Here is an 11,942-nt window from a genome sequence, read left to right on the forward strand (position 1 = left end):
TCATGATGCGCTCACAGTCAGGTTCATTTTCTCCGTGTGGGCAAAACCGTTATCGCCTTCCCATGTGAATTCCAGCGTGCCGCTGTCCGTCGCCACGGTGAAGAAGGCAATGTAGGGATTGGCAGATATGGCCTGATGCAGCTCCGCTCCGAACACCTGTTCACCGTTGTAGCGGCACGCGAATTTACGGATAATGTCCCGCGCCAGCAGCCTGCCGTCCGCGCCGACGCGGTAACCGGTTTCCATCGAATGGCCGATCAGCGCGCGGATTTCGATAATCTCACCACGCTTTGCGCTGGCCGACATGTGGATCAGGGCGCGGGCCATCAGGGCTCCTCGCCTTCCACACACGCCGCCAGTGCGACGATGACTTCCACGCCCTGCGACCAATAGCTGCTATCGCTCATGCGCACCACGGCCATAAGGCGCTGCGAGGTGGCGAGGCGGATGCGGGTGGAGACTTCGGCCTTGCCGGCGCGTGGGCCTAGCGTGAATATCGCTACTTCCGTTTGCGGATTGCGCTCGGTGAAGATACCGATGGCGCTGACATGGTCTGCAGCGCTCATTGGGCTGTCCACCGAGATGGTGACTGGGACGGCGTTGCCGTTGTCGATCAGTTGGGCGATGTCGAACTTCACCTTGCCCGTTTGCGGTTTGGCGCCGCCGGTGAAGCTGTTAATGGCGGCGGCCATCTCCACCGGCGTGGCGGATGCAGGGCGGACCAGCGCCAGCATGGTGAGGCCGGCGCCGGCGGCCAGCAGGTCGCGGCGCTTCATGATGCGGGTTCCTTGAGTGTTTGCAGCCAGGCCACCACGTCTTCGATCTGCTGCGCGGTCAGGATGGTTTTGTCTTTGTAGCTTGCGGCCACGCGGGTCAGACCTCCGGTCTTGTAGTAGGCAGGCATGATGGTGGCGGGATTGACCTGGCTGGCGTCCACGATGCGCAGGCGCAGTTGCGCTGCAGTCCAGCGTTGGCCGGCACCTTGCAGGTCGGGAGCGAGGTTACCTTGGAAGCGTTCCTCAGGAATGGGGCCGGTGTGACACAGCAGGCATAGCCCCAACTGACGGTTGGCGACGATGGCGCGGCCGCGTGCAGCGTCGCCCGCGACGGCGCCGGGCAGCGGGGATGCGATGCCGTCGTCTGCAAAGGCGGCGCAAGGCAGCAGCGCAAGCAGGGCCAGCGCGCTCGCCACCTTGCCGCTCCTGCTGCCGCGCGCTGTCATGCTAAGCCTTCTTCACGAGGCTGTGGTTCTTTAAAGGCAGATCGCGCACGCGCTTGCCGGTGGCGGCGAAGATGGCGTTCAGCACCGCCGGCGCGGCCACCGCAATCGTCGGCTCGCCCACGCCGCCCCAGAAGCCGCCGGACGGCATGATGATCGACTCCACCTTCGGCATCTCGTCCAGCTTCATCACCTGATAGGTATCGAAGTTAGACTGCTCCATCTGCCCATCCTTCAGCGTGCATTCGCCGTACAAGGCGGCGGACAACCCATAAACAAACGAGCCCTCTACCTGCGCCTCGATCTGCTGCGGATTGACCGCGTATCCCGGATCGGTCGCCGCGACGATGCGCAGAATCTTCACCTTGCCGGTCTTGCGGTCCACCGACACCTCGGCGCAGGCGGCGACGTAGCTGCCGAAGCCCATGGTCTGCGCCAGCCCGCGATACACGCCCTTCGGCGCCGGCTTGTTCCAGCCGATCTTCTCGGCCACCGCGTTCAGCACCGCCAGATGCTTCGGATGCTCCGCCATCAGCTTGCGGCGGAAGGCCAGCGGGTCCTGCTTGGTCGCGTGGGCCAGTTCGTCCATGAAGCATTCGAGGTAAATCGTATTCTGGTTCAGGTTCACGCCGCGCCAGAAGCCCGCCGGCACCGGCGGATTGCGCATCGCATGGTCCACCAGCAGATGCGGGAAGCTGTAACCGATCGACGCTTCCGGTCCCGGCGCGTTCAAGCCCTGGAACACCACCGGGTCTTTACCATCCTTCAGCGTGGAGCCCAGCGACGCCAGGATCGACTGCCCGGCAATGCGCATATGCAGCGCCGTCACATTGCCCTTGTCATCCAGCCCCGCCGTCAGCTTGCACTGCGTGATCGGGTGATAACGGCCGTGCAGCATGTCCTCCTCGCGCGTCCAGATCAACTTGATCGGCGTGCCGGGGAACTCCTTGGCGATCTTCACCGTCTGCGTCACCCAGTCATGCGTGGCGCCGCGACGGCCAAAACCGCCGCCCAGATGCATCTTGTAGATGTCGCACTTGGCGGCGGGCAGGCCGGCCGCTTCGGCGGTGGCGGCCAGCGCCGCCTCGCCGTTTTGCGTCGGCGTCCAGACTTCGCAGCGCTCCGGCGTCCAGATCGCGGTGGCGTTCATGGTCTCCATCGTCGCGTGGTTCAGCCATGGGAAGGAATACACCGCCTCGATCTTGCGCTTGGAGGAAGCGATGGCCGCCTTGGCGTCGCCATTCGCATTGCCGACCACCGCCTCCGGCGCATCCAGCGCGGCCTTCAGCGTGGCGGCGATGTCCTTGCTGGACAGCTTGGCGTTCGGTCCCTTGTCCCACTCGATGGTGACTGCATCCAGCGCGGACTTGGCCCGCCACCACGTATCGGCCACCACCACCACGGCGGTGTCGCCCAGCTTGAAGATCTTCTTCACACCCGGACGCTTCTCGGCAGCGGCAGCGTCAAAGCTCTTCACCGTGCCGCCGAATACCGGGCAGTCCTTGATGGCCGCGTTCAGCATACCTGGCAGCTTGATGTCCATGCCGTAGATTTGCGCACCGGTGGTCTTGTCGACCGTATCGAGACGCGCCAGGCGCTTGCCGGCCAGCTTCCAGTCCTTCGGATCTTTCAGCGCCACTTCCGCCGGCGGCGTCAGTTTGGCGGCGGCATCGGCCACCTTGCCGTAGCTGACGGTGCGGCCGGTCGGCTTATGCGTGATCACACTGGCGGCGGCCACGCAGTCGGACGCCGGGACCTTCCACGCATCGGCTGCGGCTTGTACCAGCATGGTGCGGGCGATGGCGCCGCCCTTGCGCACATAGTCGTGCGACTCGCGCACGCCGCGACTGCCGCCGGTTGAGAAGCTGCCCCACACGCGCTTGCGCGCCAGGTTTTGTCCAGGCGACGGATACTCGGTGGTGACCTTGCTCCAGTCGGCGTCCAGTTCTTCCGCCACCAACTGCGCAAGGCCGGTCAACGTGCCCTGCCCCATCTCGGAACGGGCGATGCGGATCACGATGCTGTCATCCGGCTTGATCACCACCCAGGCGTTGACTTCTGGCGTAGCGTCGGCGGCGCCCTTGGCGATCGGTGGCTGCTCCGCCGCCATCGCATCGAACGGAATGTGGAAGGCGACCACCAGGCCGCCGGCCATCTTCATGAAGCCACGGCGCGAGGCGCCAGGAAAACGCGGCGCGTTCATGCCTTGCTCCCTGCGATGCGTTCAATCGACAGGCCGGCGCTGGCCGGATCGCCGCCGCGCACCGCCACGTGGATCGCCTTGCGCACGCGGTTGTAGGTGCCACATCGGCAGATATTGGTCATCGCCGCATCGATATCGGCGTCGGTACATTTGGGCTTGTCGCGCACCAGCGCGGCGGCGGCCATGATCATGCCGGACTGGCAGAAACCGCATTGCGGCACATCCAGCGCCGCCCATGCTTTCTGAATCGGATGCGAGCCGTCTGGCGACAGGCCTTCGATGGTAGTGATCTTCTGCGCGGCGGTGACCGCCGATGCCGGATAGACGCAGCTGCGCACTGCCTGGCCATCGATATGCACGGTGCAGGCGCCACACTGGGCGACACCGCAGCCGTACTTGGTGCCGGTCAGTCCCAGCTGTTCGCGGATCACCCACAGCAGCGGCGTATCGTCCTCCGCTTCGTATTGCATGACTGCGCCGTTGACGTTGAGCTTTGCCATCCAAGTCTCCTGTTTGTAGGTTGCCAAAATCGGTCGCTGGTCATACTACCACTGTTTCACAGTAGGAAAATTTTGACTTGGATCAATGTTTTTACTGCACCGCATCAATAGACTTTCTCACGTTACTCAACGACGATAAAGAGGGAAGTAAAATGAGCAAGTCCGTAGCAGCAGTAGCCGCAGTAGCCGCAACCCTGACCCTGATGACCGCCAACGTGATGGCCCAAGAAAGCCCTTGGCTGGTGCGCGTGCGCGCCGTGCACATCGACACCGCCGACAAATCGGATCCCGTGGGCGGCGTTGGTGCCTCCGACCGCATCCACGTCAGCAACAAGACCATTCCGGAATTCGACGTCTCCTATTTCTTCACCAAGAACATCGCCACCGAGCTGATTCTGACCTACCCGCAAAAGCACGACGTCTCGCTGGACGGCGCCAAGATCGGCACCCTCAAGCACCTGCCGCCGACGCTGACGGTGCAGTACCACTTCCTGCCGGACGCCAGCTTCCGTCCCTATGTCGGTGCGGGCGTGAACTACACCACCTTCTCCGGCGTGAACCTGCTGGGCGGCGCAGGCAGCCTGGAACATGACAGCTTCGGCCTGGCGCTGCAAGCGGGCGCCGATGTGGCGATCGACAAGAACTGGTCGATCAACTTCGACATCAAGAAAGTGCAGATCCGCAGCGATGTGATGATCAGCGGTGCCAAGGCCAGCCGCGTAAAAGTGGACCCGGTACTGTTGGGCGTAGGTATCGGCTACCGCTTCTGATCGGGTCGTCGGGTGGGGCGGCTATAATGCGGTAAATCGATAGCCACCCACGGAAAGCCCATGCGCAAGATCCTGTTCTTCCTGATGCCGCTGCTGCTGGCGGCATGCGTTGACGACAGTGCCTCGTACTACGCGGACGGCCCGGTCGGCAACCATGCGCTGACGATACACCGGGCGCAGAAGCACTTCTGGAGCAAGGACAGCCGGGTGGAGTTGATCATGCAGCGTCTGCCCGACTGCCTGCGTCGCATCGAATTGACCGACATGCCGGCCGATGAAGTGGAAATCGAACTGCTGTCCGGCGGCGACAACGTCTGGACGCTGCGCGCCGGGCAAGAAATGTGGCAGGTAGAAACGCAGACCTGCACCTTGTACGCCGACGTCAAAGGCGACGGCGGCGAATTGATGGGTGTATTCCGCGACGACGGCGGCAAATTCGTCTACGAAGCCGCGGTCGTAGAAACCGTCCCCGCCGATACCAAATAACCCCAAACAAAAGGGTCTGACCCCGTACGGGGTCAGACCCTGGCCGCAGTGGTGTGCGGGTTGCGGCAGTGCCGCGAGCGCTTAGCGCACCAGCGCCATCTGGCGTTTTGCCGGCCGTGACGCCGGACGCGCCACCGGCTTGCTGGCGACCGGCGCCGAATACGGCGCATCCCCATTCAACTTGAAGCGCGCCACCAGCGTGGCCAGCATCGCCGCCTGCTCCTGCATGCTACCGGCCGCTGCTGCCGCCTGCTCCACCAGCGCGGCATTCTGCTGCGTCACCGAATCCATCTCCGTAATCGCCATGTTGACGTGGCCAATGCCCGTGCTCTGCTCGCTCGACGCGTCGGTAATCGCCGACATGATCTGCGTTACCCGCGACACGCTGGTCACCACCTGATCCATCGTGGTGCCCGCCTCCGCCACCAGCGCGCTGCCGGCGCCGATGCTGTCCACGGACGCATTGATCAACTCCTTGATTTCCTTGGCCGCCGCCGCCGACCGCTGCGCCAGGTTGCGCACTTCGGACGCCACCACCGCAAAGCCACGGCCCTGCTCACCCGCGCGCGCCGCTTCCACCGCCGCATTCAAGGCCAGGATATTGGTCTGGAAGGCGATCCCGTCAATCACGCTGATGATGTCGACAATCCGGCGCGATGAGTCATTGATGGTATCCATGGTCTGCACCACCTGCGACACCACCCTGCCGCCACGCTCGGCCACTTCGGAGGCCGACTGCACCAGCTTGTTGGCCTGCACGGCGTTGTCGGCATTCTGGGTGACGGTCGAGGTCAGCTCTTCCATCGACGCCGCCGTCTCTTCCAGCGAGCTGGCCTGCGATTCGGTGCGCGCCGACAGATCCATATTGCCGGACGCGATTTCGCTGGAGGCGGTGGCGATGGTGTCGGCACTGCGGCGGATTTCGCCGATGGTTTCGGCCAGGCGCTGCTGCATCACCTTGACGGAATACAGGATGCTGCTGCGATCGGCCTCATGCACCTTGACCACCACACTCAGATCGCCATCGGCAATCTGCTGCGTCACCTCGCCGACATACTCCGGCGCACCGCCGATGGTGTGGCGCAAACTCTTGTTGACCAGGCTGACAATCAGCCACAGCACGGCGCACACCGCCAGCAGCCAGCCGGCTGATTTCAGCAGCGAGGCTTGGAAGGCGGCGTCGATATCATCCATGTACACGCCGGTGGTCAGGTCCCAGTTCCACGGCCCGTAATGCACCACGCGGCTCATTTTCGGCACCGGCTCGGCCGAGCCCGGACGCGACCAGTAGTAATTGACGAAGCCGCCACCTTCCGGCTGCCCGCCCGCTGCCGCGATGGCGCGATACACGTAGGTGCCTTTCGGATCTTTCAGATCGACCAGGTCCTTGTTATTGTTTTCGGGCTTGATGGGATGCATCAGCGACATGGTGCCGCTGCTGATGGTGAAGTAGCCATCCTTGGCGTAGCGCAGGTTTTTGATGGTGTCCATCGCCTGCTTCTGCGCGTCTTCCTTGCTGAGCGTGCCGGCTGCGGCCTTGTCGCCAAACTGCTTGACGATATTCAGCGCCATGTCGTCGACATTGCGCAGGTCGCTGCTGCGTTCCTCGATCCGCACGTTGCGGGTCTGAATGGTTTCAAACAGGAAGATCGCAGTGATGCACAGCAGGCTGCAGATCAGCGGTACCCACAGTTTCTGCTGAAAGGACAACTTGTTCATGGGTTGAGTCTCCTATTGTCTTATGGAAACGAGAATACCCCCAAAGCTCCTTGCAGCGTGCAACAAATTTCATTCTTGTGGTTTATCCGCAAATACAACCGGGCTCGGCTTTGAGTGCCGAGCCGGCCCATTGCTTAGTGTGCAGTATTGCCTGCTGCAACGGTTTTCGCGGCGAGTTGCGCCTTCACCTCGGCGCTTTTGGCGCGCGGCGCCATGTAGGCGACGTCCTGATAAGCTTCATTGGTATCGAGCAGACCAGCCTTGCGGGCGGCCAGGGTCTCGGCTTTGACCTGGGCGCGGGTCAGCGTGCTGTTGCCGCCATTGAGGAAGGTCTGGTCGAAGCTGGCTTCGTTGGTGTCGGCGGCGAAGCTGCTGCCGGCGGCCAGCAGGGCAACGGCGGCGAAGAGGGCTTTGGTGTTCATGGTGATGCTCCTGAAAGGAAGGTCGATGGAGCCATCTTAGTATTAAAAATTCCGATAAAAAAGCGCAATTATCTGCTCGGAATGATTCGTTTATCCAATCTATCCCTGCCAGTAGAAATGTGTCCACAAGCAACAAAAATGTGTCAAAATGGTGGCTTAATATTAACAATCGTTCATCCATATGAAATCGCTCCTGTCGACAACGCTTTTGGCCCTGTGTGCGTGCCAGGTCCACGCAGCAGCGTTGCCGAAAATCGACGGCGCGGAGCTGCTGGAACAGATCACCACGCTCGCTTCGGATGAATTCGAAGGCCGCGCGCCCGGCACCAAGGGCGAAACCCTGACCATCGACTATCTGCAGCAGCAATTCAAGAAACTCGGCCTGGAGCCGGGCAACGCGGACGGCACCTACCTGCAAAAAGTGCCGCTGCTCGGCATTTCCAGCCACCCGACGCTCAGCTACACCGGCAAGGACGGCAAACCGACCCAGCTGCGCTTCGGCGACGACTACATCGCCTGGACCGCGCGCGCCGACAAGCAGCTCGACGTGGCCAATTCCGAGCTGGTGTTTGTCGGCTACGGCATCCAGGCGCCGGAATTCAAATGGGACGACTACAAGGGCGCGGACCTGAAGGGCAAGACGCTGGTCATGCTGATCAACGACCCGCCGATCCCCGATCCCAAGCATCCCAAACTGCTCGACCCGGCCATGTTCGGCGGCAATTCGCTGACCTGGTATGGCCGCTGGAACTACAAGTTCGAGATGGCGGCCAGGCAGGGCGCGGCGGCGGCGCTGATCGTGCATGACAACAAAACCGCCGGCTACCCGTATGAATTCGTCGTCAACAGCTGGGGCCGCGAAAACTTCGCGCTGAAAAGCAAGACGCCGGATGCCGGCTACCCCGGCATTCCGGGCTGGCTGCAGCAGGAGCGCGCCGGCGACCTGTTCAAGGCGGCCGGACTGGACTTCCAGCAGCTCAAGGAGCAGGCGCAGACGCGCGGCTTCAAGCCGGTGCCGCTGGGGATCAAGATCAACCTGTCGACGCTGAACGCCACGCGCGAGGTCACCTCGCACAACGTGGTGGCGCGCATTACCGGTTCCGATCCGCTGCTGAAGAATGAAGTGGTGATCTACAGCGCGCACTGGGACCATTTCGGCATCGACGAAAGCCTGCCCGGACCGCGCAGCCAGCAAATCTTCCACGGCGCGGTGGACAACGCCAGCGGCGTGGCGGCGCTGCTGCAAATCGCCCGCGCCTACAAAGCGCTGCCGACGGCACCCAAGCGCACCATCCTGTTCGTGGCGACCACGGCGCAAGAGCGCGGACTGCTGGGCGCGCAATACTATGTGCGTCATCCGCTGGTCCCGATCGGCAAGACCATCCTCAACATCAACATCGACGGCCTGAACATGTGGGGCCGCACCCGCGATGTTGAGCTGAGCGGCATGGGCAAATCGACGGCGGACGATCTGGTGGTGGCGGTGGCGGCCAAGCAGGGCCGCGTGGTCAAGCCCGACAGCAACATCAGCTACGGCAGCTACTACCGTGGCGACCAACTGGAATTCGCCCGCGCCGGCGTGCCGACCATCTACCTGCGCAGCAGCGCCAGCAAGCTGCTGAACTACACCGCGCACCAGTTCCACACCGTGCACGACACCGTGCAGCCGAACTGGAACATCAGTGGCGCGGTGGACGACATCGCCCTGCTATTCCAGGCCGGCTACCAGGCCGCGCAAGGCAAAGAGCAGCCCAAGTGGAAAGACGGCGCCGAGTTCCAGCGCCATTAATTCGGAGTCAGGGCGACGGCGAGGGTGGCGGTGTGGGGACCGGCGGGGATGCTGGCCAGTTTCGGCGCCAGCTTTTGTAGTTGGCTGAGGTTGCGCTGCTGGTGGGCGTCGGCGCCGGCCGCGTGGATATCGGCCAGCAGGCCTTGCGCGGCTTGTTCGATGCGGGCGCTGTCTTGCGGCGCCAGGTCGATCAGGCTGTTCAGATAGGTCACGCCCCATTGCAGCCGCGTCGCGACGCCTACCGAGGCTTGCCACGCTTTGCCATACCAGTCCAGCACGCCCGAGACGTCGTTGCGACGCTTGGCGCTGGCCGCCAGACTCAGCATGAAGTAGTACGGTGAATGCGAACGCGGCAGTTCCGCCAGCAGCACTTGCTCCGCCTGCGCCGGCAAGCCGGCGTCGTTCAGCGCACTCACTGCGGTGTTGACCAGCGTGTGACGTTCGTACGGGTCGGTCGATTCGGCCAGCGCTTCGTCGACACGTTCGCGGATCTGCTTCTGCAAGCCCTGCGTCGGCGCCAGCAGGCGCGCCAGCCGCATTTGCAGGCGTACCGCCATCAGTCGGTCCGGCGCGCTGAGCCAGAAGTCGTCGGCCCATTGCGCCGCCACGCTGCCCAACGCGGCCGCCAGTTCTTCGCGCCGGCTGGCGCGCTTGATCAGGTTCAGGCCGCTGTTGTTGAAGATGTCCATATTGGAACGCGCCAACCGTGCATCGGCCAGCACCGTCAGCAAGAAGGCGGCGTCAACGCTGCCGGCCGCCAGTTGCGCGTGCAGTTGCAATCGCACCGCCGCATCCGGATTGGTGCTGGCCGCAGCCAGCGCGGCCAGGGTCGGCGCCAGTGTGCGCGTGCCCAGCAGCTTGCCTTCGTCGGTGTCCCACGAATAGTGGCTCAGCAGCGACCACTCGTCGGCGCTCAGCGGACGCGATGCGCTCAACGCCGCCTCCAGCGCCGCCGCTGCCGACGAGCCGGCAGCATGCACGGCCAGCGCGGCGTCGAAGGCGGCCACGAACAGTTCGCCATCGAGTTCGCACGGCAGGCGCGTGATTTCGCCGCCGTCCGGCGCATACAGCACCAGCGTCGGATAGCTGCGCAGCTGATAGCGCGCGGCCAGCGCCTGCGCGCCGGCGCTGTCGCCATCGAGGTGATAGCACAGCACGCCGGCGGTGCGGGCGGCGAATTCATCCCGCGCAAAAATCTCGGACTTGACCCGGTTGCACGGCGGGCACCATGCGGCGCCCCAGTACAGGAACAACGGGCGTTGCTGCGCTTTGGCCAGCGCAAAAGCGGCGTCGAGGCCGCCGTTCAGCCACTCAATTGCCACCTTCGTCGCCGCCATCGCGCTCAGTCCCGCGCCAGCGCCAGGAATTCGGTGCGCATTGCCAGGTTGGGCTGCAATTCGCCCAGCATGGCCGAGGTCACCGTTTCTTCGCCCGGCGTGCGAATGCCGCGGCTTTCCATGCACAGGTGACGGCATTTGACGATCACGCCCACCGCCTTCGGCTCTAGCACTTCCAGCAGCGCGTTGGCGATTTGCATGGTCATGCGTTCCTGCACCTGCAGGCGCTTGGCGAAGCAGTCGACCAGGCGGGTCAGCTTGGACAGACCGACGATCTTGCCGTTCGGGATGTAGCCGATGGTGGCCTTGCCGAAGAACGGTGCCAGATGGTGTTCGCAGTGGCTGTACACCGGGATGTTGCGCACGATGATGAATTCGTTGTACTGCTCGGCGCCGTCTTCAAACGCCTTCAGCAGCGTGACCGGATCCTGGCCGTAGCCGGAGGTCCAGTGTTTCCACGCCTTGGTCACGCGGGCCGGGGTTTCCAGCAGGCCAGGACGATCAGGGTCTTCGCCAATGCTGGCAATCAGGCGGCGCCAGTCGTTTTCCGTAAATTCTTGAGACATGATGAAACACCTTTTTTCTAAATTGCCCGACAGTATACAGAAATTGTCGGGGCCTTACCGGGGCCGGTGGGCGTCCACCAGGCGCGCGGCGATCGACACCTTGACCGGCAACTCCGGCCATTCGTCGTCCGCGCCGAACCAGCGCGCCTCGGCGATTTCGCTGTCGTCGACGCGAATCTCGCCGTCCAGGTAGTCGGCCGTGTAGGCCACCATCAGCGAATGCGGGAACGGCCACGACTGGCTGCCGAAGTATTGCAGGTTGTGGACCTTGAGGCCGACTTCCTCGAACACTTCGCGGTGCACCGCTTCCTCGATCGACTCGCCGGCCTCGACGAAGCCGGCCAGCGCCGTGTAGCGTTTGTAGGGCGAGTTGGTGTGCATCGCCAGCAGTACCTTGTCTCCCTTGCGCACCAGCACCATCATGGCTGGCGAGATGCGCGGATAGGCGCTGTGGCCACAGTTTGGACACTTGTAGCAGCGCTCACCCGCCAGCAGCTGCATCGGCGTCGCGCAGACGCCGCAGTACCGGTGCGTACGGGCCCACTCCACCAGCTGGAAGGCGCGCCCGGCCACGCCGAGGAAGCCGTCGTCCAGCACGCCAAACAGCGAGCGCAGGCCGTGGTAGCCAAACTCCGCGCTCGGCAGCAGCGGCTCGTCCAGCCAGGTTACCTGGTAATACCGCCCTTCCCACAAGCCCAGTGGATGGATGCGTTCCGGCGCCAGCGGCAGCGTCGTGAGGTCGTCCAGCGTCGGCAAGCCCATGATGCTGTTGCGCAAAAGCAACTCACCACGGTGAAAAATAAATGTGACAGGCTGGTCGTGTTCTTGCGGCCGGATAACGGCCTGAAAAGTGGCGGGAGTTTGCAGCATGGCAGGGAAAGTAGAGGTTTAATGCGAATCAGCATCTTACAGTGTTTCCAGATTCATTATT

At 63.2% G+C, this 11,942-nt stretch carries 13 protein-coding genes; 3 read left to right on the plus strand and 10 right to left on the minus strand.

Features of this window, described 5'->3' with window-relative positions; genetic code table 11:
- The 5 genes from soxZ to HH213_RS09600 are packed head-to-tail and all read right to left on the minus strand — an operon-like array spanning position 1 to position 3,922.
- Positions 1-327, minus strand: a complete 327-nt coding sequence (soxZ, locus tag HH213_RS09580) for a thiosulfate oxidation carrier complex protein SoxZ (protein WP_169112099.1) — start codon at positions 325-327, stop codon at positions 1-3.
- Complete coding sequence (locus tag HH213_RS09585) at positions 327-776, minus strand: SoxY-related AACIE arm protein (protein ID WP_169112100.1); 450 nt, start codon at positions 774-776, stop codon at positions 327-329. Before HH213_RS09585 ends, soxZ begins: the two co-directional genes overlap by 1 nt.
- A complete protein-coding gene (gene soxX / locus HH213_RS09590; RefSeq protein ID WP_169112101.1) occupies positions 773-1,222 on the minus strand; it encodes a sulfur oxidation c-type cytochrome SoxX in 450 nt (149 codons plus the stop codon). Before soxX ends, HH213_RS09585 begins: the two co-directional genes overlap by 4 nt.
- 1 nt (position 1,223) lies before the next feature.
- Positions 1,224-3,422 carry a xanthine dehydrogenase family protein molybdopterin-binding subunit gene (locus HH213_RS09595; protein ID WP_169112102.1) on the minus strand — a complete coding sequence of 733 codons (2,199 nt, stop codon included), beginning with the start codon at positions 3,420-3,422 and terminating at the stop codon, positions 1,224-1,226.
- On the minus strand, positions 3,419-3,922 hold the full coding sequence (locus HH213_RS09600; protein WP_169112103.1) for a (2Fe-2S)-binding protein: 504 nt from the start codon (positions 3,920-3,922) through the stop codon (positions 3,419-3,421). The genes HH213_RS09595 and HH213_RS09600 overlap by 4 nt, the downstream gene beginning before the upstream one ends.
- 152 nt (positions 3,923-4,074) lie before the next feature.
- Here HH213_RS09600 and HH213_RS09605 point away from each other — a divergent pair, with 152 nt between their 5' ends.
- Positions 4,075-4,692, plus strand: coding sequence for an OmpW/AlkL family protein (locus HH213_RS09605; protein ID WP_110845752.1), 618 nt, complete (start codon positions 4,075-4,077; stop codon positions 4,690-4,692).
- A 60-nt stretch (positions 4,693-4,752) separates the two neighbouring features.
- The gene (locus HH213_RS09610; protein WP_169112104.1) at positions 4,753-5,178 is read left to right on the plus strand and encodes a YdgH/BhsA/McbA family protein; all 426 of its coding nucleotides are present in this window, start codon (positions 4,753-4,755) and stop codon (positions 5,176-5,178) included.
- An 81-nt stretch (positions 5,179-5,259) separates the two neighbouring features.
- Here HH213_RS09610 and HH213_RS09615 read toward each other — a convergent pair whose 3' ends face one another.
- A complete protein-coding gene (locus tag HH213_RS09615) occupies positions 5,260-6,897 on the minus strand; it encodes a methyl-accepting chemotaxis protein (RefSeq protein ID WP_169112105.1) in 1,638 nt (545 codons plus the stop codon).
- Between the two features lie 134 nt (positions 6,898-7,031).
- Positions 7,032-7,319 carry a DUF4148 domain-containing protein gene (locus HH213_RS09620; protein WP_169112106.1) on the minus strand — a complete coding sequence of 96 codons (288 nt, stop codon included), beginning with the start codon at positions 7,317-7,319 and terminating at the stop codon, positions 7,032-7,034.
- A gap of 244 nt (positions 7,320-7,563) precedes the next feature.
- Here HH213_RS09620 and HH213_RS09625 point away from each other — a divergent pair, with 244 nt between their 5' ends.
- Positions 7,564-9,108 (plus strand): M28 family peptidase, encoded by a 1,545-nt coding sequence (locus HH213_RS09625; protein ID WP_229263374.1) that lies wholly within the window; start codon positions 7,564-7,566, stop codon positions 9,106-9,108.
- Here the strand turns inward: HH213_RS09625 and HH213_RS09630 are convergent.
- Genes HH213_RS09630 through nudC form a run of 3 tightly spaced genes read right to left on the minus strand, consistent with a single transcriptional unit; the run spans position 9,105 to position 11,881 of the window.
- Positions 9,105-10,445: a thioredoxin family protein gene (locus tag HH213_RS09630; protein ID WP_169112108.1), complete on the minus strand. Its 1,341-nt coding sequence runs from the start codon at positions 10,443-10,445 to the stop codon at positions 9,105-9,107. The genes HH213_RS09625 and HH213_RS09630 overlap by 4 nt on opposite strands.
- 5 nt (positions 10,446-10,450) lie before the next feature.
- Complete coding sequence (folE, locus tag HH213_RS09635) at positions 10,451-11,011, minus strand: GTP cyclohydrolase I FolE (protein ID WP_110845758.1); 561 nt, start codon at positions 11,009-11,011, stop codon at positions 10,451-10,453.
- Between the two features lie 54 nt (positions 11,012-11,065).
- Positions 11,066-11,881, minus strand: a complete 816-nt coding sequence (gene nudC / locus HH213_RS09640; RefSeq protein WP_169112109.1) for an NAD(+) diphosphatase — start codon at positions 11,879-11,881, stop codon at positions 11,066-11,068.
- Between the last annotated feature and the right edge of the window lie 61 nt (positions 11,882-11,942).

Origin of the sequence: Duganella dendranthematis (assembly GCF_012849375.1) — a bacterium.
In the GTDB taxonomy this organism is placed as follows: Bacteria; Pseudomonadota; Gammaproteobacteria; order Burkholderiales; family Burkholderiaceae_D; genus Rugamonas; species Rugamonas dendranthematis.

Coding starts and splice junctions, on each gene's coding strand:
- HH213_RS09620 (WP_169112106.1), bottom strand. CDS start 7,319: ATGAACACCAAAGCCCTCTTCGCCGCCGTTGCCCTGCTGGCCGCCGGC.
- HH213_RS09600 (WP_169112103.1), bottom strand. CDS start 3,922: ATGGCAAAGCTCAACGTCAACGGCGCAGTCATGCAATACGAAGCGGAG.
- HH213_RS09585 (WP_169112100.1), bottom strand. CDS start 776: ATGAAGCGCCGCGACCTGCTGGCCGCCGGCGCCGGCCTCACCATGCTG.
- HH213_RS09630 (WP_169112108.1), bottom strand. CDS start 10,445: ATGGCGGCGACGAAGGTGGCAATTGAGTGGCTGAACGGCGGCCTCGAC.
- HH213_RS09615 (WP_169112105.1), bottom strand. CDS start 6,897: ATGAACAAGTTGTCCTTTCAGCAGAAACTGTGGGTACCGCTGATCTGC.
- nudC (WP_169112109.1), bottom strand. CDS start 11,881: ATGCTGCAAACTCCCGCCACTTTTCAGGCCGTTATCCGGCCGCAAGAA.
- HH213_RS09610 (WP_169112104.1), top strand. CDS start 4,753: ATGCGCAAGATCCTGTTCTTCCTGATGCCGCTGCTGCTGGCGGCATGC.
- soxX (WP_169112101.1), bottom strand. CDS start 1,222: ATGACAGCGCGCGGCAGCAGGAGCGGCAAGGTGGCGAGCGCGCTGGCC.
- folE (WP_110845758.1), bottom strand. CDS start 11,011: ATGTCTCAAGAATTTACGGAAAACGACTGGCGCCGCCTGATTGCCAGC.
- HH213_RS09605 (WP_110845752.1), top strand. CDS start 4,075: ATGAGCAAGTCCGTAGCAGCAGTAGCCGCAGTAGCCGCAACCCTGACC.
- HH213_RS09595 (WP_169112102.1), bottom strand. CDS start 3,422: ATGAACGCGCCGCGTTTTCCTGGCGCCTCGCGCCGTGGCTTCATGAAG.
- soxZ (WP_169112099.1), bottom strand. CDS start 327: ATGGCCCGCGCCCTGATCCACATGTCGGCCAGCGCAAAGCGTGGTGAG.